27 protein-coding genes and 3 pseudogenes are annotated in these 23786 nt (G+C 69.6%); 19 read left to right on the top strand and 11 right to left on the bottom strand.

Annotated features, from left to right (window positions below; translation table 11 throughout):
- Window positions 1-404: 404 nt before the first annotated feature.
- Window positions 405-1325, top strand: coding sequence for a hypothetical protein (locus tag ACIQM0_RS19145; protein ID WP_366872473.1), 921 nt, complete (start codon window positions 405-407; stop codon window positions 1323-1325).
- Between the two features lie 128 nt (window positions 1326-1453).
- On the opposite strand, the gene ACIQM0_RS19140 is transcribed toward ACIQM0_RS19145, so the two are convergent.
- A complete protein-coding gene (locus ACIQM0_RS19140) occupies window positions 1454-2755 on the bottom strand; it encodes an ATP-binding protein (RefSeq protein WP_401287965.1) in 1302 nt (433 codons plus the stop codon).
- A 95-nt stretch (window positions 2756-2850) separates the two neighbouring features.
- Between ACIQM0_RS19140 and ACIQM0_RS19135 the strand changes: the two genes are divergently transcribed.
- Window positions 2851-3665 (top strand): IS5 family transposase gene (locus tag ACIQM0_RS19135; protein WP_401288028.1). Its coding sequence is split into 2 segments (ribosomal slippage): window positions 2851-3199 and window positions 3199-3665, totalling 816 coding nucleotides; the frame shifts between segments, so codons are not numbered across the junction.
- Window positions 3666-3700: 35 nt separating this feature from the next.
- Here ACIQM0_RS19135 and ACIQM0_RS19130 read toward each other — a convergent pair.
- The gene (locus ACIQM0_RS19130) at window positions 3701-3877 is read right to left on the bottom strand and encodes a hypothetical protein (RefSeq protein ID WP_401287963.1); all 177 of its coding nucleotides are present in this window, start codon (window positions 3875-3877) and stop codon (window positions 3701-3703) included.
- 100 nt (window positions 3878-3977) lie between these two features.
- On the opposite strand from ACIQM0_RS19130, the gene ACIQM0_RS19125 reads away from it, so the two are divergent.
- From ACIQM0_RS19125 to ACIQM0_RS19115, 3 genes and pseudogenes are all read left to right on the top strand, one after another.
- Window positions 3978-4238 (top strand): helix-turn-helix transcriptional regulator, encoded by a 261-nt coding sequence (locus ACIQM0_RS19125; RefSeq protein WP_401287960.1) that lies wholly within the window; start codon window positions 3978-3980, stop codon window positions 4236-4238.
- A gap of 139 nt (window positions 4239-4377) precedes the next feature.
- Complete coding sequence (locus tag ACIQM0_RS19120; RefSeq protein ID WP_401287958.1) at window positions 4378-5649, top strand: tyrosine-type recombinase/integrase; 1272 nt, start codon at window positions 4378-4380, stop codon at window positions 5647-5649.
- Between the two features lie 89 nt (window positions 5650-5738).
- Window positions 5739-5861: pseudogene (locus ACIQM0_RS19115) on the top strand (3-hydroxyacyl-CoA dehydrogenase family protein); the annotation flags it as partial.
- Between the two features lie 432 nt (window positions 5862-6293).
- Here the strand turns inward: ACIQM0_RS19115 and ACIQM0_RS19110 are convergent.
- The 3 genes from ACIQM0_RS19110 to ACIQM0_RS19100 all read right to left on the bottom strand — a co-directional run bounded on the left by ACIQM0_RS19110 (window position 6294) and on the right by ACIQM0_RS19100 (window position 8070).
- Entirely contained in the window at window positions 6294-6524 is a 231-nt protein-coding gene (locus ACIQM0_RS19110; protein ID WP_401287957.1) for a hypothetical protein, read from the bottom strand.
- A 154-nt stretch (window positions 6525-6678) separates the two neighbouring features.
- Window positions 6679-7251: an EF-hand domain-containing protein gene (locus ACIQM0_RS19105; protein WP_401287954.1), complete on the bottom strand. Its 573-nt coding sequence runs from the start codon at window positions 7249-7251 to the stop codon at window positions 6679-6681.
- Between the two features lie 267 nt (window positions 7252-7518).
- Entirely contained in the window at window positions 7519-8070 is a 552-nt protein-coding gene (locus tag ACIQM0_RS19100; RefSeq protein WP_401287952.1) for an EF-hand domain-containing protein, read from the bottom strand.
- A 284-nt stretch (window positions 8071-8354) separates the two neighbouring features.
- Between ACIQM0_RS19100 and ACIQM0_RS19095 the strand changes: the two genes are divergently transcribed.
- From ACIQM0_RS19095 to ACIQM0_RS19060, 8 genes are all read left to right on the top strand, one after another.
- Complete coding sequence (locus ACIQM0_RS19095; protein ID WP_401287949.1) at window positions 8355-9038, top strand: hypothetical protein; 684 nt, start codon at window positions 8355-8357, stop codon at window positions 9036-9038.
- Between the two features lie 7 nt (window positions 9039-9045).
- The gene (locus tag ACIQM0_RS19090; RefSeq protein ID WP_401287946.1) at window positions 9046-9432 is read left to right on the top strand and encodes a hypothetical protein; all 387 of its coding nucleotides are present in this window, start codon (window positions 9046-9048) and stop codon (window positions 9430-9432) included.
- A 63-nt stretch (window positions 9433-9495) separates the two neighbouring features.
- Window positions 9496-9672: a hypothetical protein gene (locus tag ACIQM0_RS19085; RefSeq protein WP_401287943.1), complete on the top strand. Its 177-nt coding sequence runs from the start codon at window positions 9496-9498 to the stop codon at window positions 9670-9672.
- Window positions 9666-10583 carry a hypothetical protein gene (locus ACIQM0_RS19080; RefSeq protein WP_401287941.1) on the top strand — a complete coding sequence of 306 codons (918 nt, stop codon included), beginning with the start codon at window positions 9666-9668 and terminating at the stop codon, window positions 10581-10583. The genes ACIQM0_RS19085 and ACIQM0_RS19080 overlap by 7 nt, the downstream gene beginning before the upstream one ends.
- A 540-nt stretch (window positions 10584-11123) precedes the next feature.
- On the top strand, window positions 11124-12656 hold the full coding sequence (locus tag ACIQM0_RS19075; RefSeq protein WP_401288026.1) for an ATP-binding cassette domain-containing protein: 1533 nt from the start codon (window positions 11124-11126) through the stop codon (window positions 12654-12656).
- Window positions 12653-12826, top strand: coding sequence for a hypothetical protein (locus tag ACIQM0_RS19070; RefSeq protein WP_401287939.1), 174 nt, complete (start codon window positions 12653-12655; stop codon window positions 12824-12826). Before ACIQM0_RS19075 ends, ACIQM0_RS19070 begins: the two co-directional genes overlap by 4 nt.
- Window positions 12823-13479, top strand: coding sequence for a M15 family metallopeptidase (locus ACIQM0_RS19065; RefSeq protein WP_401287936.1), 657 nt, complete (start codon window positions 12823-12825; stop codon window positions 13477-13479). The genes ACIQM0_RS19070 and ACIQM0_RS19065 overlap by 4 nt, the downstream gene beginning before the upstream one ends.
- 38 nt (window positions 13480-13517) lie before the next feature.
- A complete protein-coding gene (locus ACIQM0_RS19060) occupies window positions 13518-14609 on the top strand; it encodes a bifunctional class I SAM-dependent methyltransferase/NUDIX hydrolase (RefSeq protein WP_401287933.1) in 1092 nt (363 codons plus the stop codon).
- 93 nt (window positions 14610-14702) lie between these two features.
- Here the strand turns inward: ACIQM0_RS19060 and ACIQM0_RS19055 are convergent, their stop codons facing one another.
- Together ACIQM0_RS19055 and ACIQM0_RS19050 are read right to left on the bottom strand one after the other, a co-directional pair.
- Entirely contained in the window at window positions 14703-14972 is a 270-nt protein-coding gene (locus ACIQM0_RS19055; RefSeq protein ID WP_401287930.1) for a hypothetical protein, read from the bottom strand.
- Window positions 14973-14996: 24 nt separating this feature from the next.
- Window positions 14997-15335 carry a hypothetical protein gene (locus ACIQM0_RS19050; RefSeq protein WP_401287927.1) on the bottom strand — a complete coding sequence of 113 codons (339 nt, stop codon included), beginning with the start codon at window positions 15333-15335 and terminating at the stop codon, window positions 14997-14999.
- A gap of 114 nt (window positions 15336-15449) precedes the next feature.
- On the opposite strand from ACIQM0_RS19050, the gene ACIQM0_RS19045 reads away from it, so the two are divergent.
- The 3 genes and pseudogenes from ACIQM0_RS19045 to ACIQM0_RS19035 all read left to right on the top strand — a co-directional run.
- Entirely contained in the window at window positions 15450-15989 is a 540-nt protein-coding gene (locus ACIQM0_RS19045) for a winged helix-turn-helix domain-containing protein (RefSeq protein WP_401287924.1), read from the top strand.
- Window positions 15986-16192 (top strand): annotated as a pseudogene (locus tag ACIQM0_RS19040) (IS630 family transposase); the annotation flags it as partial. The gene ACIQM0_RS19045 and the pseudogene ACIQM0_RS19040, both read left to right, overlap by 4 nt.
- Window positions 16191-16388, top strand: a pseudogene (locus ACIQM0_RS19035) (NADP-dependent phosphogluconate dehydrogenase); the annotation flags it as partial. The pseudogenes ACIQM0_RS19040 and ACIQM0_RS19035, both read left to right, overlap by 2 nt.
- A 97-nt stretch (window positions 16389-16485) precedes the next feature.
- Here the strand turns inward: ACIQM0_RS19035 and ACIQM0_RS19030 are convergent.
- A complete protein-coding gene (locus ACIQM0_RS19030; RefSeq protein WP_401287921.1) occupies window positions 16486-18150 on the bottom strand; it encodes a sigma-70 family RNA polymerase sigma factor in 1665 nt (554 codons plus the stop codon).
- A gap of 130 nt (window positions 18151-18280) precedes the next feature.
- Window positions 18281-18976, bottom strand: coding sequence for a type 1 glutamine amidotransferase domain-containing protein (locus tag ACIQM0_RS19025; protein WP_401287919.1), 696 nt, complete (start codon window positions 18974-18976; stop codon window positions 18281-18283).
- Between the two features lie 419 nt (window positions 18977-19395).
- Here ACIQM0_RS19025 and ACIQM0_RS19020 point away from each other — a divergent pair, with 419 nt between their 5' ends.
- The 3 genes from ACIQM0_RS19020 (at window position 19396) to ACIQM0_RS19010 (ending at window position 22208) form a co-directional block, all read left to right on the top strand.
- Window positions 19396-20151, top strand: coding sequence for an MgtC/SapB family protein (locus ACIQM0_RS19020; protein WP_363026383.1), 756 nt, complete (start codon window positions 19396-19398; stop codon window positions 20149-20151).
- A gap of 189 nt (window positions 20152-20340) precedes the next feature.
- Window positions 20341-21411 carry a Dyp-type peroxidase gene (locus tag ACIQM0_RS19015; protein ID WP_401287916.1) on the top strand — a complete coding sequence of 357 codons (1071 nt, stop codon included), beginning with the start codon at window positions 20341-20343 and terminating at the stop codon, window positions 21409-21411.
- Entirely contained in the window at window positions 21411-22208 is a 798-nt protein-coding gene (locus tag ACIQM0_RS19010) for a family 1 encapsulin nanocompartment shell protein (RefSeq protein WP_401287914.1), read from the top strand. Before ACIQM0_RS19015 ends, ACIQM0_RS19010 begins: the two co-directional genes overlap by 1 nt.
- Before the next feature lie 487 nt (window positions 22209-22695).
- Here ACIQM0_RS19010 and ACIQM0_RS19005 read toward each other — a convergent pair whose 3' ends face one another.
- Complete coding sequence (locus ACIQM0_RS19005) at window positions 22696-23355, bottom strand: arylsulfatase (protein WP_401287911.1); 660 nt, start codon at window positions 23353-23355, stop codon at window positions 22696-22698.
- A 38-nt stretch (window positions 23356-23393) separates the two neighbouring features.
- Window positions 23394-23756, bottom strand: a complete 363-nt coding sequence (locus ACIQM0_RS19000) for a GNAT family N-acetyltransferase (protein WP_401287909.1) — start codon at window positions 23754-23756, stop codon at window positions 23394-23396.
- Between the last annotated feature and the right edge of the window lie 30 nt (window positions 23757-23786).

The following is a 23786-nucleotide window of genomic DNA, read 5'->3' as shown; positions in this document are numbered from 1 at the left end:
TTCAGTTGGCCAGTGAGCGTGTCGGTTGGCCGGTTGAGTCGAGGAGGAGCTTCATCTGCTGGTAGAGAGGCACTTTGTTTCGCCTGAGCCACTGACGGAAACCTCACCGGCCGGTGCCCCTCTGAAAACTGAGGCTCCTACCGCCGTCCCGGTGCGGGACCACCCGGCCTGCGCGGGAACTCACTCCCCGCGCGCCGTCTACATCTTCGTTCGTCGGACTGGTCGGCGCGCTCGTACGACCTGCGGTACAACGGTTGCTCACGCAACTGGTGCCTGCTGGGGGGAAGAGCATGGGACACACGACAGCCACCGTCGTCCGCTATCGAGCAGGCCGGTCCAACAGAGTTCTACGTCTGGCCTTGTGGGAAGCGTGGGATTCGAAGTGCTACTGGTGTACCAAGCCCGTGGAGTTCAGCTTCTCCGAGATTGACCACATCATCCCCAAGGACGTCACCGAAGCGGACCTGGCAGAGCTCAAGACGGCCTACGGACTACGGGCCGATTTCGACCTCCATGACCCGCGGAACCTCGCTCCGATCTGCCGCCCGTGCAACGGAGTGGAGGGCAAGAGTAACTCCGTACGCCAAGCGGGCGTCACGATGAGCTATCTGGCCGGCGCGGAGAAGCGCCGTCCTGCCGTGCTCAAACGAGTTCAGAACCTCGGCAGGTCGGGCAAGGTGGCCGCCCACCTGCTTGCTGCTGCCACCGCCGATCTCAGCCAACCCGACATCCGGCGGGAGTTCCTGGACACCGCCCCCGCGGTCGTCCGGGTCCTGGCAATGACAGAACAAGGCATCGGCGACTACCGGTCGTTCCGGGAGGCAGAGGTCTGTATCGACGACGAAGATGGGCTGTGGCAGCGCATCGAAGTGGCACTGGACGACCGAGGACGGCTCACGATCGCTCTCCTGGAGAACCTGTGCGCCGCCGAACTGGAGGAAGTTCTCCAGGATCCGGTGAAGCAGCTCATCCAGGAGATCCGCAGCCGCGTCACAGCCGGGTTCGAGTCCATGGATACGAGCGACCCGATCACCGCCGGGCCGCCCACCAGCGACTTCATCACCCTCAACATCGACTCTCTCGACTTCCTACGCTACGCCGGGCAGGTCGAGTTCACCTTCCAGGGCGCTTTCGAAGCAGGCTTCGCAGCGTCCGTGGTCCGCAGCAGCTCGGACGGGGGCGGGACGGACGACCTGCAGGGCGACGCTAGGGTCAGCGGAACGTTCTCCTTTGTGGCGGACTGGGACCTCGCCGATGACCCGGCGCAGGTACACACAGGCGACTGCACCATCGAGGACTGGGATGCGGACCTCAACGTCGGGTAACGCGATGTCGGTCGGCGGGGCCGCGCACTGGACGGCACAACGCCACGCTCAACTGGCCAACTGAAGTACTCAGTCACATCCCCCGGCATTCGAGCTGCCGAGGGGCCAGGCGTTTCGAATCCTTTGCGCTACGTCTTCGACCGAGTCTCGGCCCGGCAGTGCTCGACCAGGTTCTCCATGCCGGTCAGGCCGAGCTGGCGGAGCCAGTCGTCTGCCTGCTCCTGGCGGTCGGCGGCGTCGCGCAGGTCCAGGGCCGGGTTGGCGCGGAAGACGCCGCCGTGCGACGCCCCGGCGCCCGGGATCTCCTGCAAGCTGTCGGAGCGGAGGAGTTCCTTGATCTGCCGATCCGCAACGAGATGGAGCTCGCGTGGCTGCGCTACCAGAGAGGAGTCAATGTCGGTGATGCGGGCGATCTCCGCGACGACCTTGGGGTCGGCGGTGGTCTTCAGGATTCCTTCGAACAGATCCAGCAGATTCGGTACCGGGTACCGGTACTCTTCCCCGGCCAGGCCCACCCTGTCGAGGGAGCTGGCGTACCGCCGGACCCGGGAGAGGACGTCGATGGTGACCGTCGCCACCGCCGTGGAGGAGCCGTAGATCTCGGGCAGGGCAACCGTCACGACGGTTTCCACAGGATGCGGCACTGCGGACCTGCTGAGGGCTCGGTACACCAGCCGGGCCGTGCGCGACCTGTTGTACCCATGCTGACGAAAGCCCGTGGACGAGGAGTACGACGAATGCCCGAGGGTGTTCAGGGCGGCAGGGAAGGCCGAGTTGTTGAGTGCCTGGGCGAGAGCGGCAACAGACCTCTCCGACAGGGGGCGCCAGGCGCCGGCCTCTCCCATCGTGAGGTTGATGCCGGTACGGAGGATGAAGTCAGCGACGGGGTTGCCCTCGTTGTCCCTGTCCAGGTTCGGGGACATGACGTTCTGCCCCGTGGGCAGCACCCCTGCGGACGGCTCTTCACGGGCGAGCTTGAGAAACCGGTCGCGGTCCGCGGTGGAGTTCTGCCCGCTCAGTCGGATCGGCGCCTTCAGATCTATCAGCAGGGGCCGGGGCGCGACGTTGGCGTCGACCCGGATGACCACCACGCTCCTCCCGGAACCGTCGTCGAACGGGACGGGGATGAAGGTCGGCTCCCAGGGCGGGTCGAACTTCTCGCGGCACCCGCTGGCAGTCTTGTCGATCGTGTCCTGGGCGTCGACACCGACGACTCGCTCGGTGCCCGGCTCCACCTTGTCGTTGATACCTACCAAGATCATGCCGCCGTAGGTATTGGCCATGGCCGCGATCGTCGTCACCAGACTCTTGGAGTACTCGCGCTTGAACTCCAGCGTCAGGCTCTCCACCTGGTCCGGACGCGCGGCGAGGGCACGGATGCGCTCGATCGTCAGGTCCGCCGCCGACGCGGCGAACAAAGAGTTGTTCATCACTTCATACTCCACCAACAACCTTATTTCTACACTGAATTACCGTGTGCGTTAAAGACCGTGTCCTACATGGTCGGTTGGCGGTTGTGCTGGGTATGGGGAGTGGGCGGTGGGGATGGATCGTTCCGGACGGACTGTGGGAGGTAGCGCGGCCGTTGCTGCCACCGGCCCGAGTTCGTCCGCAGGGCGGCGGGGTCGCGAACATCGATGATGAGGCCGTCTTCGCGGCGATCATCTATGTGCTGGTCAGCGGTTGTGCATGGCGGGCCGCACCGCCGTGCTTCGGGGCGTCGAAGTCGACCGTGCACCGCCGGTTCGTCATCTGGTCGAGAGCCGGGGTGTGGGGCCGGCTGCATCAGAAGATTCTCCACCTCCTGGACGAACAGAACTTGATCGACCTGTCCCGGGCGGTCCTGGACTCCGCGCACGTCCGCGCTAAAAAAGGGGCGAACTTGCAGGTCCGACCCCCGTGGACCGGGGCAAGCCAGGTTCCAAGATGCACGTCCTGTCCGACGCGGACGGACTGCCCCTACGCGTCGGGCTCTCCGCGGCCAACACCCACGACAGCCAGGCCCTGAAGCCGATGCTGTCCCACTTCCACATGGGACACGAATCCCACGCGACCGAATCCAAACCGGTCCGCCTGCATGCCGACAAGGCGTACGACATCCCTCATCTGCGGCGATGGCTCTGGGGCAAGCACATCGGGGTCCGCATCGCACGCAAGGGCATCGAGTCCAGCGAACGGCTCGGCCGACGCAGGCGGGTCATCGACCGCACCATGTCCTGGCTGACCGGTTACCGCCGTCTCAACCACCGCTACGAACGCTCCCCCCGCAACTACCTGGCCTTTCTCGGACTCGCCGCCGCTCTCTGCTGCTACAAACGGTTCCTCAAACTGACCATGTAGGACACGATCTAAGTCGGTCGCGACAAAAGGCGAGGTCAGGCGCGCGGCTGATCGACGCTCTTCGCGGCGTTCGAGTGCCGCCTGGTTATCGCGTAACCGAAGGCGGTGGCGAGGGTGTAGATGAGGACCCCGTAGACGGCGCTGGGGACGGCGACCTCGGTGCTGTCCAGGACGCTGAGCGCGATGGTGAGTGCCACGGTCGTGTTGGGCATCGGAGTAGCGATCCCCTGGTACCACAAAAGCACGGCACGCCCAAACCATGACTCGTCAGGGACTCTTGCAGCCGGTCGATTCGACAGGCAGGAGCACACCATGGACGAGAATACGATCCGCGTGCCCGAAATAGCATTCCTCACGTTGCACAAAGCAGCGGTCTATCTCGGCATATCTCCCAACACCCTCTACGTGTGGCGCCATCGCCGACAAGGGCCGCCCAGCTTCCAGATGGGCCGACGCGTGATGTACAGGATCTCTGCGCTTGACGAGTGGGTGGCCCGGCAAGAAAGGGCAGACTCTCGATCGAATCCTGCCTTGAATCCACTGAATCGCAAGCCGCTGCGTCGCACATCGTGACGTTCACAGCAGCACAGAGCATCGACACCAACCCGACATCAATTCCACCTGCCACAGCGGGATATGACCTGTCGCGAAGAAGCGTTCCCAACACCGTCAAGCACTCGGGACGCATCATTCGTACAGGCAGGAGGCCCTCATGGCGGGCTACATCGAGGATCGTTGGCTCAAGAAGAGGCCGGACAAGACGTCCGGCAAGCGAGAGCGTACTTCCATCTGGGGGAAGGGAAAGCGGTACCGTGTCAAGGGAATTCCTGGTATCCAGGACAGGTCCTTCGACACAAGCGAAGATGCCAAGCGCTGGCTCGCTGAGGCGCAGACGGACTCCAGCAGGGGCGACTTCGTCGACCCACGGAATGGTGCCATCTTGCTCACCGAGTACATCGCCGACCACTGGTGGCCCAGCCGAACGGATGAGCCGTCAACTGCGGGTCCCATGCGGAGCCGGATCTGGAACCACCTGATTCCTCTGCTCGGCTCGTATCCTCTACGCGAGATCGACGCCTCGGCCCTTCGCCGGTTCAAGGCCGACTTGCTCTCTCGAGTCGAGGAGTCTTCCGCCGAGATCATATGGATACACCTCACCACCATCCTGAATGCCGCGGTTGATGACAAGCGCCTACTGAAGAGCCCCGTCGCTGTCCACCGATCGATCAAACGGCCCAAGCCGGTCGGCACGAAGGCGAAGGCGTGGTCTCGAACCACAGTCGACGCGGTGCGGAACGGAATACAGGAGCGGTATCGGATCGCCGTTGACCTCGGGCTCGCACTCGGAGTTCGTCAAGGTGAGGTACTCGGGCTCGCAGAAGAGGACTTCGACTTTGGGGCGGATGTGGTCCACATAAGGCGCCAGCTCCGCTGGGACGGGAAAGGACGGCCCTACTTCTGCCTGCCCAAGGGCCGCAAGACCCGTGATGTTCCCCTTCCGCCGAACCTCGCTCGCCGCGTTCGGCTCCACTTCCAGCTCTTCCCGCCGGTCGAGTGCACCCTGCCGTGGCGTAATCCCGAGACGCCGACGACCGAGCTGGAGGAGCGCCAACGCAAGCCGATCACGGTGCGGCTTGCGCTGAGCACCTCCCACGGCCTTCGGATCAACCCCCGGACTTGGAACGAGCGCAGCTGGAAGCCCGCGCTCGTAGCCGCAGGGGTACTGCGCCAAGTCGGCGAGGAGGCGGAGAGTTACGGTTCGCGCATCCACCTCTACCCGGTCTACGAGCGCTCGCGGCCGGACATGTTCCACGTCCTGCGCCACACCTTCGCGAGTGTGCAGTTGGAGGCCGGCGAGTCCATCGTGAGCGTGGCGACCTGGCTGGGGCACTCCTCCCCGAAGGTCACGCTCGACTACTACGCTCACTTCATGCCTGGCGCAGGCAAGCGCGGGCTGGCCGCGATGGATACATGGCTCGTGTGATGCAGGCTCGAAAGTCCCCGAGAAGTCCCTGGCGCCGTCAAAGCCGCCACACAACCGACGAAACCGCAGGTCACAGGGCTACACGCAGTGCCGACCAGTTGTACGCCGAGTACAAGGAGCCGCTGTACGCCGCTCCCCCGCTGCTCCAGCGCATGGTGGACGCGGGCCGGCTCGGGCGGAAGACGGGGTCGGGGTTCTACCCGTACGGCTGACCGTCCGCCCGCGGGCCCGGCGCTCACGCCGCCGGGCCCGCGGGGGCGCGTTCTTCGAGGTCAGGGCCGCGTGCGGCCCCGAAGGGCCTCTTCTTCTACTGCCGCCCCGGCGCCCCTTCGGAGCGCTACGGAGCGACTGCGCGGATGCGCGAGCCCGAAGCCCTGGACCGCGCCGGGCCCGCGCCAGGAGACGGGGTCCGGCGGCGTCCGGTGCCGCGGCCGGACCCAGGGGTTCCGCATCGGGGCTGCACTGAGGTACAAAAGCCGGTGCGGTGTTTGACTGCACCCCATCGGGTCGGGCCGCTGGGCGGAAGCAGTCGCCGTTACGGACGAGGTAGTCGAACGCGGCGATACGGCCAACGACGGTGTCCGGGTCGTCAACCGTCGTCAGGTCGACGGGCGCTTCGAGCCGGTAGACGTGGCCGCCAGGGCCTACAGCCAGTGCACGTACCGGTTGTCGTACTCGCCGCCTTCGCAGACCTCGCGGTGGGTGCCGGGGTCGGTGGCCACAAAGCCGCCGCCCGCTTCGCATTGCCAGAACGCGACCGGCGGCCCGGAGGGGAAGTCCGCCGGGGCGGCGGCCGCCCCGGCGGTGGTGGGGACGAGGGCGCAGGCTGCCAGGGCGAGCGTGGCGGTGGCGAGTGCTCGGGTGATGCGGTGCACGAAGGGTCTCTCTTCCGGTCGGTTGACGCCGGGGGCCGGGGCGGGGCCCCGGCCCCCGGTGGCGGGTTAGCTCCACATAGCGGCCCGGCCTGTGGGCTCGCGATGGGGGGGCGGGCCGTCTTCGGGCCTGCCCCGGGCGAATCGTGTCCGGCGCCTACTTCACGCCGAGGACGATGCCGCCGACGGCGGCCTGCGCGTCCGGGTTGGTCAGGAACTCGCGGACGCTGCCGATGAATTCCTGGCGGCTGATCGTGTCGTCGCCATCCGTGTCGATCTGGGTGAAGGTCTCCTGCGCGGTACTTCCGTCGGCACCGCCGACCGCCTGGACGAGGTGGCGGAACCGGCCCCTGTCCAGCTCGTCGTCTCGCGTGCTGTCCGCGATGCCGAACAGGGCTTGGGGCAGAGCCTCGATCACGTCCAGGCGGATGCTGTCGTTGACTGTGGCACGCAGCGCGGTGACGAACTGGTCCTTGGACAGGAGACGGCCGCCGTCGATCTGACTCATCAGTGCGACCTCGAACGTGTTGTAGGCGATCTTCACCGCCTCCGCACGTCGGTCGCTCGCAGGGATGTGGTAGCTCTCGATGACGCGCTCGCTCACACGCTGGAAGTCGGCCGACTCGACGGTGCCGTCGTTGTCGGCGTCGAAGGCGTCGAAGGCGTCGAAGGCGTCGAAGGCGTCGAAGAGCTTCTCGTACCGGGTGGTCAGGGCATCGGTGGCCATCATGCCGTCCTCTCGTTGCTGAGCGCCTCCGGCCGTAACGCCGGGCGGCAGGCCGTCCGCACCAGACCTATCCGCGCGCAGGACGGCAGGCAACGACCCCGGCCGACGGAGCCGTTGGGACCACCCATCAGAGTGATGCACCCTCGAATTGGCCCTGCGCGGCCGGCCGCGCACCTCGTCCCCGGCATCGAGTTCCCCCGCCGGTGCGGCGCAGGGCGGTAATTCCTTCGGGCCGCCCGGCCCGTGCGGCAGGCGGCCCGAAAAGTCTCGTCACGCGGTCGCGTCCTGGGCCGTGCGGTAGGGAACGGCGGCGAGGAGCCAGCGCTGCGGGGCTCGGTCCGGTGCGGTGAAGAAGGCGTGGGCCGCCGCCTGGACGTCGTCGGGGGTGAGGAATCCGTCATGGTCGCGGTCGAGTTGCTCGAACTCGTAGCTGACGACCTCGGCGTGGGCGTCGTCATGGTGGGCCTTCAGGTACTCCTCGAACGCGGCCCTGTTGACCTTGCCGGACTTGTCGGTATTCATGAGGGCGAACACTGTGGAGACGAAACCGCGGACGTAGTCGGGAAGGGTCTCGGGAGTCGTGTCGGCCATCGCCTTGTCCACGTAGGTGAGCATTTCGTCCTTGCTCACCTTGCGGTCCTTGTTCGCGTCGCTGTGTTGGATGAAGCCCTGGACCAGCCTCACGGTCATGAGGGCCTGTGGCGTCGGCTGGGAACCCGAACTCCTCGCGAGGAACGCCAGATCGTCCGGGCTGATGAAGCCGCTCCCGTTCTTGTCAAGCCGCTCGAACAGGTCAAGAACCCTCATCTTTTCCGCGCTCATGGTCATCATCCTCAAGTGTGAAGGGTGCTGCTGCCGGTCTTGCCGACGAACGTAGCCCGGTGATCACCGGCGTTACGGGAACTCCCAGCCATATTCCACCGATCGGGTGGAGGGGCAACGCTCCGCAGGGCCGGGCGACGCGCCCTCGAGCTGGCCGAGTTCGCCGCGCTCGGCGGGGTCCCGGTGCCGGGAGTGCGCCGCACCCTGGACGGCGACCTCATCCCCGTCGACGGCGGTGTCCGTCGCCGCGTTCGCCGAGGGAGCCCGGTCCGGATGAGCTGCCCGTGTTCATCGACCCGGGACTGCAGCGCGGGCCCGCGCACACGGATGCCGCCAAGCTCGTCTCCCGTACCGTCCTCTCCCTGATCGCAGCACCCCCGCCGGACGGGGCGGCGGCGATCCTCGAAGGCATCGACGCCTTCGTCCAGGATCAGCTGCGGCCGATGCGTCGTGCGACGGGCGGGCTGTATCTGCGGCGGCTGCTGGTGACGTGGCTGATGGACACCACGAACATCACCACGACCTATCTGTCCGCTCCCCGTCGGTCTGCCGCTGCCCGAGCACGCCGCGGCCGTCATCGACCGGATCGAGGCGGTCTGCACGCTGCTGGACCGGGTCAGTGCCCTGCTGATGGCCGACGCCGAACCTGCGGCCTCCTGGCGCCTGGCCTTGAGCCAGGCGGCGAAGGCGGCCACGCGATGAGGGGCTTCACTGTGGGGATGATCGGCGCCGGTGCGGTCGGACAGAGCACGGCCGTGCTCCTCGTACAGGAACGCTGGTGCACCCGCGTCATGATCGCGGCGCGCACGCAGGAGTCCGCGACAGGGCTCGTCACCGATCTTGAGGACATGCGGGAGATCACCTTGTCCTCCGTACATGCGGAGTCCATCCCGGTTCTCCGAGATGCGCACCGCGGACGCCATCATCGTCTGCCCCCGGGCCACCTTCACCACCACTGCCACGAGTGACGTCCGTATGGCGGGACTGACTGCGAACGCCCCGCTGATCACCGGATTGGCCCGCGATCTGGTCGGCTGCGCCGGTGTCGTCATCGTGGTCACCAACCCCGTCGACATCCTGATCCGCCTCTTCGCCACCACCGTCGGCGAGGCCGCGCGGGTGTACGGCATCGGCTCCAGCACGGACTCCGCCCGCTACCGCATCGCGCTCGCAGCCCGCCACCAGGTCCCGCCAAGCGCCGTACGCAGCTGGGTGATCGGCGAACACGGCGACGGGGCCGTCATCTGCGCCTCGACCACCACCGTCAACGGCTGCCGTGCCGACGTCCCGCTGACGTTCGTACGCTCCCAACTCTCCTACCGGACACGCCAGATCAACGCCGGCATAGGCCGGACCCGCTGAGGCCCGGCCGGTGCCGTCCTCGCCGCGCTGCGCAAGACCCTTGGCGTCAGCGACGGCACCGAGGTGCTGTCCGTCAACCACGATGGCGTCTGGCTCGGAATCCCGTTGCAGTTCACGGCCGCCCACCCCACCGTGTGCCTGCCCGACCTCAACTCCGGTGAACAACAGCGGTTCGCCGCCTCCCGCTCCAAGCTCGACTCCGCCTTCCACCAGATCCTTCAAGGAGACCCCACATGCTGAGCGCCACCCGAATCACCGCCGATACCGCCACCGTCACGGTCGTCAGCGACACCAAGAAGATCACCGACTGGGCCCTGCGCTATTTCGGCAGCTGGTGGAACGCCACCGCTGTGACCGTCCCGGTCGAACGCAGTGGAAGCATCGCCGAGGGCGGCTCCCTGCTCCTGGTCGACGTGGACAGCGCCCGCCTCGCCCGCGAACTCATCCGCGGACAGCTGCTGCGCACCGGGTTCCACATCCTGCACGCCTCCTGCGCCGTCCGCGGCGGCAGGCGATCCTCACCTTCGGTCCCAAGGGCGCGGGCAAGACCACGACCGCGCTGCTGCTGGCCCGCGAGGGCTTCGAGCTCCTGGCCAACGACCGCGTCCGAGGACGCCGGTCTGCGGATCCTGCCCTGGCCGTCCGCTGCGGCGATCGGCTTCGGCCTGCTCGACTCGGCCGGCCTGTACGAACCGCTGCGCGCCCGCGTCCTTGACGGCGAACAGATGCACCCCACCCAGGACCGGCGCGTCACCGACGCCCTGCACGCCGGCAGCACCAAGCCCATCTGGAACGCCAAGGGCAAAGAGCTCAAGCCCCAGTTCTTCCCCGACCAGCTCTCCTCCCTGCTGCACATGACGCTCGCCACCCAGGCCCACGCCGCAGCACTCCTGTTCTCCCAGGTCGACAAGGCCGCTGAACCGCACGTGCTCGACACGCCCCGCGCGTTGGGCAAGGAGGACTTCTTCACCGGCAAGACGGAGGATCGCTACCCCGACATCTTCCGCCTCGCCCCCGACAAGGCTGCCCCGGACACCGACCTGGCCGACCGGCTCGCGCAGTTGCCGCGCCGCGCCCTGGTCCTCAACCACAACAGCCATACGTCCGCCGAACTCCTGGCCAAGACCGCCGCAGGACTCCTCTCCGAGTAGAAGCGCAGAAGAATCCGCGACCGGCCCCCTACCTGATCTGACCGCTCTCCACCAAGGCCGTGCCTCAACCTCGCCACGGCCCGGTCGGCCATGCCCCACACCGGAGCCCCGGCCGGCACGGCAATCCCCCGAAGGAGTGACCCGGCCGCGTCGAACAGATTCCAAGGCCCGTTGCCGCATCCGGCCCGCCCCAACGCCTCGATCAGAACATGTGTTCACGAAATGAGCCGTTACGGAGCCTGATCCACCGCGTTCATAGAGCACCAGTGCCACTTTGCCGCCCGGATGGAGCAACGCCATGAATCCCGCCCCCGCCCCCGTGCATCAGCCCTCCGGACTCGAACGGCGCCCTGCCGCCGCGACGATGCTCCTCATCGACCGCACCCGCTGCTCAGCAAGTCCGGACACGGGGTGGGTGGCATGAGTGAGCCGACCGATGAATCGACCGGGCGTGTCCCGGGGCCGCGCCCCACCCCGCCGGCCGCGTCAGCAGGACACGCGAAGGCCACCGGCTCCGAGCAGGCCTCCGCCGTCCCGGAGATGCGGTATGTGGACCTGACGGGCAGCCGTGAAGCGGCCGGGCGGTCGATCCGGATGCGTGACATGGCCCGCCGCCTGCCCCAGCTGGTCCGGCGGTCCCTGGCCCTGGCCAGTCGTGTCGACCGGCGGGCCACCATCGGCCTTCTGGTGTGCCAGACGGCGGCCGGCGTGATGCAGGCCTTGGGCCTGATCGCGATCAGCGGCACCCTCACCGCGCTGCTGACCAGCGGGGACGTCTACCACCGGCTCCTGCAGGCATGGCCGTCCGTGGCCCTGCTTGCCGCAGCGTCCGGGGTACGGGCCCTGCTGGGCATCACCGTCAGCTGGCTCTCCTCCCGCATGAGCCCCCTCATGTCGCGCGAAGCCGAGCAGATGCTGCTCACCAGCTGCGCCACGGTGGAGCTCTCCGCCTACGACGACCCCGATTTCAACCGCGACCGCGAAGCGGCCGACCGGGGAGCGCAGGTCACCGGCGACCTGATCAACGAGGGTCAGGACCTGATCGCCTCGACGGCGTCCTTCCTCGCCGGTGCCGCCGTGCTCGCCGGGGTGAACTGGATGCTTCTCCCCCTCCTGGTCGCGGCCAGCCTGCCGCAGGCCCTCGCACAGGTCAGCGCCGCCCGGGTGCGCTACCTGGCGAACCTCCGCAGCAACGGCGACAACCGCATGCTGTCGGTCCTGCGCTGGCACATCTTCACCCGGGAGGCCGCCGACCAGATCCGGGCCGGCACGATGGCCGCCTTCCTTTCCGGCCGGTACCGGCAGACAGTCGCCCGGATCAACCGCGAGGACCGCACCGCGGCCGACAAGGGCGCCCGCATGTCGCTGCTCGGCGCACTGTGCGGCGGCCTCGGATCGGCCGTCGTGTGGGCGGCGGTGGTGTGGCTGCTGGCCACCGGCCGCATCAGCGTCGGGCACGCCGGAACGGCCGTCTTCGCGCTGCAGACGGTGGGCCAGTCGGTGCGCGGGCTCGTCGCCGTCGGAGCCAGGGCCGTGCGCACGGGCCTGTACATGGACGACTGGTCGCGGTTCCTCGACCTGGCCGGCGGATACACCATGCGCCGCGGCGAGCACCACCCGCCGCCGCCAGAGGCGATCGAGATCAAGTCGGTTTCTCACCGCTACGCCGGGAAGGACCAGGACGCGCTGACCGACGTCTCACTCACCTTGCGCCGAGGCGAGGTCACGGCCCTCGTCGGTTTCAACGGCTCCGGAAAATCGACGCTATCGAAACTGGTCAGCGGCCTGTACCTGCCCACGGGCGGGCAGGTGCTGTGGGACGGCGTCCCCACCGGCGAGGCCGACCCGCAGGCGCTGTGGGAGCAGGTGGCCCGGGACCGAGTGGTTCTCCTGGTCACGCATCGCATCACCAACGTCGCCGTGGCCGACCGGATCGTGGTCCTTGACGAGGGCAGGGTTGTCCAGGAGGGCACCTACAAGGTCCTTGCCGAACAAGACGGCTTGTTCAAACGGCTGTTGTCCTACCAGGTCACCTCCGAGGCGGACGGCGAGAGGCACGGAACCCGTGCGTGAAGGATCCCGGCGCCGCTTCACACGCGCGCGAGCACGACGAGGCCCGCGTCCTGCCCCTGGCCGAGTGGGAGGCCTTGATGCCGGCCCGCGACTTCACGCGGCTGCGCGCCGTGGAGGAGGCCCGCCGTACCGGCGTGGCCGCATACGTCGACACCTGGGGGAACGCATGACCACCACCAGCATCGTCTTGATGTCCGACCGGAGAGTCGCCGCGATCCCCGTCCAGGAACGCGGCGAGGCTCTCCTCGACGCACGCGTGCACGGGTTGGTGGTCGACGACCGCAAGCAGGACGCTGCGGGCGCCTGGGCCCACGTCCGCCAGGGCGTGCTCAAGCGGCTCCAGCGGGCGCAGGCGCTGCTCCCCGGCGGTGTGCAGTTGCTGTTCATCGAGGGCTACCGGCCGCCGTCCCTGCAGCGCCGGTACTTCGAGGAGTACTCCGCCCAGCTAGCACGCGCCAACCCGGACTGGCAGGCCGCTGAACTCCGTGAGGCCACCAGCCGCTTCGTATCGCCTCCGGAGATCGCGCCACACTCCGCCGGTGCAGCCGTCGATGTGACCCTGATCGACCACCAGGGCCGCGAACTGGACATGGGCACACGCGTCAACGCCTCCCCGGAGGAGTCCGACGGCGCCTGCTACACCGACGCCCCCAACCCGAGCGCCCGGGCCCGCGCGAACCGGGCCGCCCTGGGCGGCGCGCTGTCCACCGCAGGCTTGATCAACTACGGCACGCAGTGGTGGCACTGGTCGTTCGGCGACCGGTACTGGGCGCTGCAGACCCAGCAGCCCGCCGCCCTCTACGGCCCCGTCGAACTGCCCTGACACCGACCACCCCACCCTTCACGAACATGGAGCGATCTATGGGAACCACCCGAACCGGCTGGTCCGAGCACTACACCCAGGGGCGAGGCTGCCGGCGGCTCGGGAGCGAGGAGAAGACCCTGCTCGTCAAGCACGCACCGGCACCCGAGGGCGGCCGCGCGCTCGACGTCGGCTGCGGAACGGGCGAGATGTCCGTCTACCTTGCCGCGCTCGGGTACGAGGTGGACGCCCTCGATGCGGTTGACGCCGCGCTCGCGCGGGCCCGCACGGACCACCCCGACGTGAAGGTGCGGTGGCTACGCCTGGACATCGAACGCGACGGCCCCGCCCCGCTGGACGACACCCTGTACGACCTGGTGGTCTTCCGGATGTCGGTGGCCTTCGTGAACGACCGCACCCGTGTCCTGCACGCTCTCGGACGTCGGCTGCGCGAGGGCGGCACCGTACTGGTCATCACCCCGCTGGCCGCGCGCACTTCCGCCGAGAAGCGGCACATCGCACTGGACGAGGATGAGATCAGCGCCCTCACCTGCGGATGGACGAGCGTGCAGCGCATCGCCGTCGGCGACTCGGCGGCACTGGTCCTGCGCGGGCCGTGCGCGGGCACGGTCGCCACGGAACGGTCCGTGCCGGCCACCGGCTACGCCGTTGCCGGGGCGCTGGCCGTCGTCACCGACGAGCACGGACGCGTTCTGCTCGGCTGGTCCAAACGCGGCATGTGGGAAATTCCGGGCGGGAAGATCGAGGGTGCCGAACCGCTGGACGGAGCCGGGGTGCGCGAACTCGCCGAGGAGACCGGCCTGCACGCCACCGGCGCCACCGTGGTGACCATCCTCACCGACGCCGCCCAAGGTGTCCCGCGGCTGACCGCCGTGATCCGGATCGCCGGCTTCACCGGCACCCTCACCACCGCGGAGCCGCATAAGTTCACCCGCTGGGAATGGCACGACCTGCACGGTCTGGGATGTCTCGGCCCGGTGTTCACACCGAGCGCCCAGGCCCTGAAGGCCGTCTGGCCCGGCGTCATCCCCGGCCTGCCGCCAGTCCACTCCTATCCGACCGCCACCGAACCGGCTCCCACCCCCGGTCGGCGTCCCAGTACGCCCGAATACGCCACGCAGTCCGGGTGAACGCACCGGTCGCGGTCACTCATCCGCTCGGCCGGATCCTGCTCAAGCGGGTGAGGCGGACAGCTGATCTCCTCCGAGCCAGGGGCAAGGCCGCTAAACATCGGCGAACGGGTCACCCTGCACACCAGCGAGTCGGATGAGCCCCGGGCTGTCACCGTCGCGGGTTGAGACGTAGACGGTGTAAGCCCATCCATGCTCGGCCGCGTATGTCGAAGCCCAGGGCAGAACGTGGTCGATGTCGACGTCGTCCACTACCTCGTACTCGTGTGCAGTGACGCCTGGCCGGTCCCAGAAGTACACGCGGTACCGGGCGTGGTCCTGTTCCCAGGCAGTGTCCCGGGGATCGATGGCGCGGATGTCCATGTGCCGAGCGTAAAGGAGAGATACCTACTTCAGTGTGACGGTCTTGCTGTGACCGTCGTCGAGATTGCCCGGAACAGGTGCGGTGATCTGGCCAGTGATCAATCCGGTGTACTCGCCTGGAGTGGAGATCTGCTTCCCGCCGGCTTGCGGTATGTAAAAGGTTTCCGTCTGGCCGGACTTGATCACCTGGGACTGGGTGGAGGTTGCCACGACCACCTTGGGACCGATGTGGGGGCCGCGCTGGAGGCTGCCGCTGAGCCGGACGGTGACAGAGGGATAGGTGCCCTTGCAACTGACGCGTGTCTTGAACAGGATCCTGCGGTCGGATGCGCCGGAGGACCAGTGCGGATTCTGGGGCGTCACGTCGCACGTCGCCCCGCCGGCCTTGAACCGGACGCCGGCTTCCTTACTACTGAGATTGAACTCGTGAAGTCATAGGGGCTGACGAGGGGTGTCTGCCTGCGGTATCACGAGAGGATGAGGTATCCACAGGGTGGCGGGTTGACTGCTGAACGGCAGTGCAAGCGCGAGGAGTTACGGCTCCAGGCAGCTGAGCGGTTCGCTCGGGGCGAGGGCAGTACGCTGATCGCCAGGGATCTGCGGGTCAGTGTCCGATCGGTGCAGCGGTGGCGTCACACGTGGGCCGAGGGCGGCCCACGATCCTTGAGGTCGCAGGGGCCCGCGTCGCTGCCGCGACTGAGTGAGAAGCAGTTCGCGCAGCTGGAGTCCGAGCTGGCCAAAGGGCCGGCCGCGCACGGCTGGGAGGACCAACGCTGGACTCTGAACCGTGTGAAGACGGTGATCGGACGGCGCTTCCACCTCACGTACACGATTCAGGGCGTCCGCAAGCTGTTGGTGCGCAACGGCTGGTCCTGCCAGGTCCCGGCCCGTCGTGCCATGGAACGGGACGACGACGCGGTGGCCGGGTGGGTCAAGGAGGTGTGGCCCCGCGCGGAAGGCCAGCGGCGGCCCGTGGAGCCTGGTTGGTCTTCGAGGACGAAGCCGGCTTCTCCATGACGTCGTCGCAAGCCAGGACCTGGTCCCAGCGCGGGCGGACCCCGGTGGTGCGGGTCCGCGGCCGCTCGCGCAGACGGATATCGATCGCCGCGCTGACCTGCTACAAACCCGGCCGCCGATCCCGGCCGATCTACCGGCCGCGACGGGACGACGGCAACCGTGACGGGCGCAAAAGCTTCTCCTGGCGCGACTACCGCGACCTCCATCCTCCAGGGCGTGCCCGCCCCCGGATTCACCGCCGCCCTCGCCTACTACGACTCGCTGCGCGCCACCCGCCTCCCCGCAGCCCTCACCCAGGGCCAGCGCGACTACTTCGGCGCTCACACCTACCGCCGCGTCGACCGCGACGGGGTCTTCCACACGCTCTGGGGCGGTGACAAGACCGAGGTCGAAAGCTGACCGCACCCGCGACCGGCCGGCAGCGGGGCCTCTTCACCCGGATCCGATCGCGTCATGGCGGCGCACGGGGCGCGAGCCGGCCCGTGACCGGCCGGGCTCACTGCTTCGCGCCGAAGTCCTGTGTCCACCACGGTCCGCCGGGGCCCTTGTGGACGCCGATGCCGATGTTCTTGAAGGAGCAGTTGAGGATGTTGGCGCGGTGGCCCGGACTGTTCATCCAGGACTCCATCACCGATTCGGGGGTCTGCTGACCCCTGGCTATGTTCTCGCCGTACGTCGACCAGCGGTACCCGGCGTCGGTGATGCGCTGCCCGGGGTCGGCGCCGTCGGGGTTGCTGTGCTCGAAGAAGTCACGGGCCGCCATGTCGTCGGAGTGGCGCTGTGCCGCGTCCGTGAGCTGCGCGTCCTCCGTGACCGGCCCGCATCCGGCCGCCGAACGCTCCTGGTTGACCAGGGCGACGACCTGGGCCGTGGTGCCCGCCGGGGCGGGCTGTGTGGCGGGGGCGCTCGACGGACGCGGCGCGGCTGCCGTCTTCTTCGGCGCCGGGGCGACGCTCTTGGTCGGTTTCCGGACCGGGGCGGCGGAGGTGCTCTTCTTCGCGGACGGCGAGGGGGAGGCCGACGCGGACGCCGACGGCGACGGCGACGCTGAGGTGGTGGCCTGGTTCTCGGGGGCCGCGAGGTCGGTGATCGGATCCGCCGACGCACGCCAGGCGCTGTCGCCCCCGGTCTCGGTTCCGGGCCCGAGGGACCCGTACCACAGGCCCCCACCCGCCATGCACGCCACCACCACGGCGCCGCCGACCGCCCGGCGCCGGATCCGGCGGCGCCGGCGCGTGGCGGCGCGGGAGGCCGTCCGGCCGTCCGTGTTCCGCCCGCCCGGGGAACGGTGGCGGCCGGGCCGGACGGCTGCCGCGCCGTCGGCCGCCGTCTCGTCGAGCGCGTGTGCGGCGGCGACGGGCGCCGTCACGTCCCGGGCGGGCCACAACGCGAGGAGTGCCGCAGACACGGGGATGAGGGCCAGCCCCGCGAGCAGGCCCTCGGCGGGCAGCAGGCCGCTCCACAGTCCGGCACACCGGAGACAGTCGCGGGCGTGCCGGGCTATGCGTTTGCGCCACAGCGCCGAGGGGTGGCCGTCCCATGCCACGAGGAGGCCGCGGAGTTCCTGGCACGGCGGCTGCGCGCCGAGTGCCCGCACGACGACGCGGGCCGTCTCCAGCTGCGCCTTCATCCGCTGCACCCGGACCGCCGCGTACTGCGGCGAGAGCTCCAGCGCCTCGGCGACCTCGGCCCGGGTCAGCTCCCCCGCGCACTCCAGCCACCACAGCGACAGCAGGCCCCGGTCGTCCGGCTCCAGCCACCGCGTCGCGCACGCCGTCTCCCGACGCTGGCCGGACAGCTGCAGGCGCAGCATCGTCAGATCGACGAAGTCGGCCCCCGGGTCGGCTGTCTCCCCGGCCTCCTCCAGCGGGCCGGGCGCGGCGGTGCGGTCCCGCCAGTGCGCGCGGACCTGGTTCATCGCGATCGCCACCAGCCAGGAGCGGAAACTCTCCGGCGCCCGCAGACCGCCGAGGCCGTCCAGCGCACGGAGCATGGTGTCCTGCACCACGTCGTCCACGTCCGCCGAACCGTTCAACGCCCGGCCCACGATGTTGTAGACGAGCGGAAGGTACGCGCTCGCCAGCGCGTCCTGCGCCCCCGCGTCCCCGTCGCGCGCGGCGATCACCAGTGGCACCGGGTCCACCGTGTGCTGATTGCTCATGTGACTGGGTCCCTGTCCTGTAGGCCGCTGATGATGCCCGATGACTGGGAGACCGCCGCGGGCGGCTCGGATATCAGTTCCTCCGGCCGGAGTTTCTCCGGTGCGTGTTCCGGCAGGGTTTCTGTGCGGCTCAGGCGAGTTTCTTGAGCAGCTCGCCCGCGAGCGGCGCGGCGGAGGCCGGGTTCTGACCGGTGACCAGGTTGCGGTCGACGACCACGTACGGAGCCCAGGGCTCGCCCTCCTGGAAGTCGGTGCCGATCTCCACGAGCCGGTCCTGGAGCAGCCACTTGGCCTTGTCGGCGAAGCCGGCCTGGGCCTCCTCCGTGTTGGTGAAGCCGGTGAGCCGGTAGCCCGCGAAGGCGTTGGTGCCGTCCGCCTTCGTGGCCGCCAGCACGGCGGCCGGGGCGTGGCAGACGATGCCGAGGGGCAGGCCCGACTCCAGCGCCCGGGTCAGCAGCTTCCCGGAGTCCGCGTTCACCGCCAGGTCCTCCATCGGGCCGTGCCCGCCGGGGTAGAACACCGCCGCGTAGTCCGCCAGGTCGACGTCCTCCAGCTTCAGCGGGTGCTGGAGTTCGCTCATGGAGGCGAGGACGGCCGCCACCCGGTCGGCGTTCTCCTGACCGTCGTTGAACTCGGGCGCCAGGCTCCCCCGGTCCACGGTCGGCACCACGCCGCCGGGGGTGGCGACGACGATCTCGTACCCGGCGGCCTTGAACCTCTCGTACGGTGCGACGGCCTCCTCCGCCCAGAAGCCGGTCGGGTGCACGGTGCCGTCGGCGAGGGTCCAGTGGTCGGAACCGGTCATCACGAAAAGAATCTTTGCCATGTCACATCTTCCGCAGGGCCCTGACGTCATCCGCCCGGGACGCTTCCGCGTGGCGGGGTTCCGGATCAGGCCGGAACCACACCACGCCTTCGGGCCGACCGTACGGCTGCGCACCAGCCGGAGCCCGGCGGGGGCGCCGCGGTGAGGGAGCAGGAGAGCCGATGGGATGACGGGATTGGAGCAGACGGCGGGTGTCCGCGGAGCCGGGGCCGCGTGCGTGGAGGAGACGGAGAACTCCACGAACAGGGCAGCGTGATCCCCGCACTCGGCGGCATCGGCGGTGCCCCGGGCCGTGCGAGGGCGAACGGTACGGTGGGCATCGCGCCGCCGCAACCGTCGCACCGCCCGGCACGGCGGAGCCACGGCGCTTTCCTCCCGGGGGCCGGCTGCCCGGAAGGTCCAAGGGCATCGGAGGTTTTGTGGCAATCGACATCAACGAACCGTTCGGCCAGAACTGGACGCACGCGGCGCAGTTCGGCATCGCGTTCGGTCTCTCCTGCGCGATCGGGATCGAGCGCGAGATCCGCCAGAAGGCGGCGGGCCTGCGCACGTACACGATCGTCGGGCTCGGGGCCGCTCTCTTCACCCTGGTCAGCAAGTTCGGCTTCTCGGACGTACTGGTCACCGGTCAGGTCGAGTTGGACCCGTCCCGGGTGGCGGCGCAGATCGTCTCCGGCCTCGGTTTCATCGGCGGTGGCGTCATCTTCGTGCACCGCGGTTCGGTCAGGGGACTGACCACGGCCGCGTCGATCTGGCTCACCGCCGCGGTCGGCTGCGCGGCCGGAGCGGGTCTGCCGGTCCTGGCCACGCTCGCCACGCTCGCCTACTTCCTGGTGTCGTACGGTGTCCGCCCGCTGGCCCACCGCCTCCCGGTGCTGCGCAACGCCTCGATCGGCTACCGGATCACCTACACCGAGGGCGTGGGCGCGCTGCGGGAGCTGGTCAGACACTGCACGGAGGCGGGGTTCGCGATCTCCGAGCTGACCACGCTCGCCGCGGACGGCGAGGGGATGTTCCGGCGCCGCCGCCGCTCGGAGACCGTGCCCCCGCCCGAGCGGACCGTCGAGGTCGCGCTCAGCGTGCAGGGCAGAGGGGACCCGGACGCGCTGATGGCCCGGCTGTCGGGCACCACGGGGGTGCTGGCGTGCAGCCGGAGCGACCTCGCGGACGAGTGAACGCACCGCCCCGGCGAGCGGGCGCCGGAAGCGGCCCGGAGCGTGGGCGGCGGACCGGCGGAGGTGTCGCCCGGTCGGGTGCCCCGGGGTGCGGCACTCCTGCGGGTGTGGGTAAGTGGCAGCGGGTCCCGCTGCCCGCACCCACGCGGGCACCGCCTTATCGCCCACGCCACTTCATGGAGCCGCCGCATGCCAGAGACCACCGAGGAAGCGGCCGCGGCGCAGCCCGTCGTCGCACCGCTGACCAGCGCGGCCCTGATCCTGGTCGCCACGATCGAGCCAGGTGGTGAGCCCGCGGTCCGCGACGCGCTGCCGGATCTGGCGGCCTTCGCCCGTTCCATCGGGTTCCGCTTCCCCGGCGCCGGTCTGGTCTGTGTGACCGGGTTCGGTTCCGATGCGTGGAGCCGGCTGTTCGCGGGTCCGCGGCCTGCCTCACTCCATCCCTTCCAGGAGCTGCACGGGCCCCGCCACCACGCCCCCGCCACCCCGGGCGATCTGCTGTTCCACATCCGGGCCGAGCGGATGGACGTGTGCTACGAGTGGGCCTCCCAACTGCTCGGCCGGCTCGGCGGCGCCGTGAAGGTCGTCGACGAGACCCACGGGTTCCGCTACTTCGACCACCGGGATCTGCTGGGCTTCGTCGACGGCACAGAGAACCCCGTCGGTGCGGATGCGCGGTCGGCGGCGCTGGTCGGTGACGAGGACCCGGATTTCGCGGGCGGCAGCTACGTCGTCGTCCAGAAGTATCTGCACGATCTGGCCTCGTGGAACGCGCTGAGCACCGAGGAGCAGGAGCGGGTGATCGGTCGGACCAAGTTCACGGACATCGAGTTCGCCGACGACGTCAAGCCCGCCGACTCCCATGTCGCGCTGAACACCATCACGGACCCGGACGGCACGGAGCGCGACATCCTGCGTGCCAACATGCCGTTCGGCAGCTTCGGGCAGGGCGAGTTCGGTACGTACTTCATCGGGTACGCCGCGGATCCCGGCGTCACCGAGCAGATGCTCCGCAACATGTTCCTCGGCAGCCCTCCCGGCACCCACGACCGCATCCTCGACTTCTCGACCGCGGTCACCGGCACGCTCTTCCACGCCCCCAGCGCCGACTTCCTCGACGCCCCGCCGCCGTCGCCCTCGTCCGACGGGGCCGGGGCACTGCCGGAGCCGGCGCCCGCGCCGACGGCGCAGGCCCTGGTCCCGCCGGGTGCCCGTGACGGTTCGCTGCACATCGGCAGCCTGCAAGAAAGCGCCCAGTGATGAACAACCTCCACCGCGCACTCGCCCCTGTCACGCAAGCCGCCTGGGACCAGATCGAGGAGGAGGCCCGGCGCACCTTCAGCCGCCATCTCGCGGGCCGCCGTGTCGTCGATGTCCGCGGGCCGGAGGGCCCGCAGCTGGCGGCCGTGGGTGACGGCCACCTGCGGGAGATCGACCCGCCCACCCCCGACGTCCTGGCCCGCGCCCGCACATCGGTGCCGGTCATCGAGTGGCGGGTGCCGTTCACGGTGACCCGGGCGGCGCTGGACGATGTCGAGCGCGGCTCCGACGACAGTGACTGGCAGCCCGTCAAGGACGCCGCCCGGACCTGCGCGTTCGCCGAGGACATGGCCCTCATCGACGGTTACGCGGCGGCCGGGATCACCGGTCTGCGGGGCGGTTCCTCACACACCCCGCTGCCGCTTCCGGCGGATGCCCGGGACTATCCGGCCACGGTCAGCCAGGCGCTGACCCAGCTGCGGCTGGCCGGTGTCGACGGACCCTACCGGCTGCTGTTGGGCGCGGACGCGTTCACGGAGGCGACCGAGACGTCCGACCACGGCTATCCGGTCTCCACCCATCTGGCCCGGCTGCTGGACGACCAGATCCTGTGGGCGCCGGCGGTGGCGGGCGGGGTGCTGCTGTCCACCCGGGGCGGCGACTTCGAACTGTGCCTGGGCGAGGATCTGGCGATCGGCTACCAGGAGCACGACGCGACGACCGTCAGTCTGTACTTCCACCAGTCGTTCACGTTCCGGATGCTGACGCCGGAGGCCGTGGTCCCGATCGTCGCCTGATACGAGCGGCAGCCCCCGGCCGTCCGGGAGCTGCCGCTCGTATGCTCGGCTCCTGCGGCGAGCCGTACGCCCGGCCGGAGCCGAGGAGATCAACGAGAGGCTCGGCACCCGGCAGATCACCGCCTTCCTGACCGTGACCTGGCAGCGGCGGGCCGGGGGCTGAGGCGGGAGCGGCGGCCTGTCAGACCGGCGAGGGCTCCGGCTCCGGCGGCGGCACCGGCTCGGGGTTCGGCGCGGGCGGCTGCGGAATCGGATCGGGCGAGGGGCCCGGCGGGGCGGGGACGGGCGGTGTCGGCCCCGGACCCGGCGGCACGGGCGTCGGCTCCGGCAGCGGCCGGGGCGGCCCCGGAACCGGCCCCGGGGTGGGCGCGGGCGGAACGGGGTCGGGGAACGGATGGGTCATATCGGGCCTCCGAACGGTCGGGGTGGATCTCCTCCACCGTCTCCCGGAGCGGCTGCCCTCGCCCGGTGAGTCCATACGTACGGGCTACGAATGATCCGCCACGCTCACTGAACCGGCCGCAGCGGCCGCGGCCGCGAGCCCCGGCCGCGGGCTGGACAGCACCGGGACCCGGGTGGCCGTGCGGGTGACGGCGTCTGCCATGGAGGCCTGGGCCAGCACGATCACGTCGGCGTCGGTCACCGCGTCGGCCGCGGCGGCCACCAGATCCAGGTACCCCTCGCGCTCGCCGGCCTGGAAACGCGCCCAGGCACCCTCGACCAGGACGGTGCGCACCTCCGCCGGGCGCCGGCCCGCCCGGTCCGCCTCCTCGGCGAGCAGCGCGAGGGTCGGCGGCAGGGTGGCGGCGAGTGCCGCGATGACGGTCACCCGCTCCGCACGGGCGGCGGCCGCCGCCATCGGGCGGTCCACCCGCAGCACCGGGACGCCGAGCGCCGCACCGGCGGACTCGGCGGCCCCGCCGATCGTCGAACAGGTGCAGAGCACGGCGGTGGCCCCCTCGGCGACCGCACCGGTGAGCAGCGCCCCGATCTCGCCCGTCACCGCCTCCGGCCCCATCGCTCCGGCTCGGTCGAGCAGTTCCTCGTGCACGAGGTGGCGCAGGACGAGCCCCGGATGGCCGGCGTCGCGCAGGGCGTCGAAGACCGGCACATGGACCGGGGAGGTGTGCAGCAGAGCGAGGATCACGGGCGAAACGCTACCGGCCCCCGCCGCCCGCACAGGAGTCAGTACAGCTCGGGACGAGAGGCGAGCTGCTCCTTCGCCCGCTCCACCAGTTCGGCCGGGGCTTCCGGTGCTTCGTCGGGGTGGCGCGACGCCCACTTAGCCGCGTACGGGCAGAGCGGGACGACAGGCACTTCCTCGCGGCCGGCCATGGCGTAGAACTCCCTGACCAGGGAGCCTGCGATGCCCTTGCCCTCGTGCCCCGGCTCGACGACCGTGTGCACGGCGACGAGGGCGGCGGGCGCCCCGTCCATGACGAAGTACACGATGACCCCGGCAGCCGTGCCGTTCTCGTACGCGAACAGTTTGCCCGCTGCCCGGTCGTCACGGATGTCGGGCCCTGTCCGGCCGGTCTGGTCCGTCATGGCGGGTGCTCCCTCGGTGGGTCGGTCGCT

Origin of the sequence: Streptomyces sp. NPDC091387, from assembly GCF_044756945.1 — a bacterium.
Lineage (GTDB): Bacteria > Actinomycetota > Actinomycetes > Streptomycetales > Streptomycetaceae > Streptomyces.
Note: the sequence above shows the minus strand (reverse complement) of the source record. Positions and strands in the feature narration are given on the sequence as shown.

Excerpts from the sequence above, each read along its gene's own strand:
- ACIQM0_RS19015 (WP_401287916.1), top strand. The coding sequence starts at position 20,341 with ATGCCAGAGACCACCGAGGAAGCGGCCGCGGCGCAGCCCGTCGTCGCA.
- ACIQM0_RS19030 (WP_401287921.1), bottom strand. The coding sequence starts at position 18,150 with ATGAGCAATCAGCACACGGTGGACCCGGTGCCACTGGTGATCGCCGCG.
- ACIQM0_RS19090 (WP_401287946.1), top strand. The coding sequence starts at position 9,046 with ATGGCGGGACTGACTGCGAACGCCCCGCTGATCACCGGATTGGCCCGC.
- ACIQM0_RS19125 (WP_401287960.1), top strand. The coding sequence starts at position 3,978 with ATGGACGAGAATACGATCCGCGTGCCCGAAATAGCATTCCTCACGTTG.
- ACIQM0_RS19065 (WP_401287936.1), top strand. The coding sequence starts at position 12,823 with ATGACCACCACCAGCATCGTCTTGATGTCCGACCGGAGAGTCGCCGCG.
- ACIQM0_RS19025 (WP_401287919.1), bottom strand. The coding sequence starts at position 18,976 with ATGGCAAAGATTCTTTTCGTGATGACCGGTTCCGACCACTGGACCCTC.
- ACIQM0_RS19100 (WP_401287952.1), bottom strand. The coding sequence starts at position 8,070 with ATGAGCGCGGAAAAGATGAGGGTTCTTGACCTGTTCGAGCGGCTTGAC.
- ACIQM0_RS19080 (WP_401287941.1), top strand. The coding sequence starts at position 9,666 with ATGCTGAGCGCCACCCGAATCACCGCCGATACCGCCACCGTCACGGTC.
- ACIQM0_RS19140 (WP_401287965.1), bottom strand. The coding sequence starts at position 2,755 with ATGAACAACTCTTTGTTCGCCGCGTCGGCGGCGGACCTGACGATCGAG.
- ACIQM0_RS19120 (WP_401287958.1), top strand. The coding sequence starts at position 4,378 with ATGGCGGGCTACATCGAGGATCGTTGGCTCAAGAAGAGGCCGGACAAG.
- ACIQM0_RS19060 (WP_401287933.1), top strand. The coding sequence starts at position 13,518 with ATGGGAACCACCCGAACCGGCTGGTCCGAGCACTACACCCAGGGGCGA.
- ACIQM0_RS19130 (WP_401287963.1), bottom strand. The coding sequence starts at position 3,877 with ATGCCCAACACGACCGTGGCACTCACCATCGCGCTCAGCGTCCTGGAC.
- ACIQM0_RS19055 (WP_401287930.1), bottom strand. The coding sequence starts at position 14,972 with ATGGACATCCGCGCCATCGATCCCCGGGACACTGCCTGGGAACAGGAC.
- ACIQM0_RS19010 (WP_401287914.1), top strand. The coding sequence starts at position 21,411 with ATGAACAACCTCCACCGCGCACTCGCCCCTGTCACGCAAGCCGCCTGG.
- ACIQM0_RS19075 (WP_401288026.1), top strand. The coding sequence starts at position 11,124 with ATGCGGTATGTGGACCTGACGGGCAGCCGTGAAGCGGCCGGGCGGTCG.
- ACIQM0_RS19045 (WP_401287924.1), top strand. The coding sequence starts at position 15,450 with ATGAGGTATCCACAGGGTGGCGGGTTGACTGCTGAACGGCAGTGCAAG.
- ACIQM0_RS19000 (WP_401287909.1), bottom strand. The coding sequence starts at position 23,756 with ATGACGGACCAGACCGGCCGGACAGGGCCCGACATCCGTGACGACCGG.
- ACIQM0_RS19105 (WP_401287954.1), bottom strand. The coding sequence starts at position 7,251 with ATGATGGCCACCGATGCCCTGACCACCCGGTACGAGAAGCTCTTCGAC.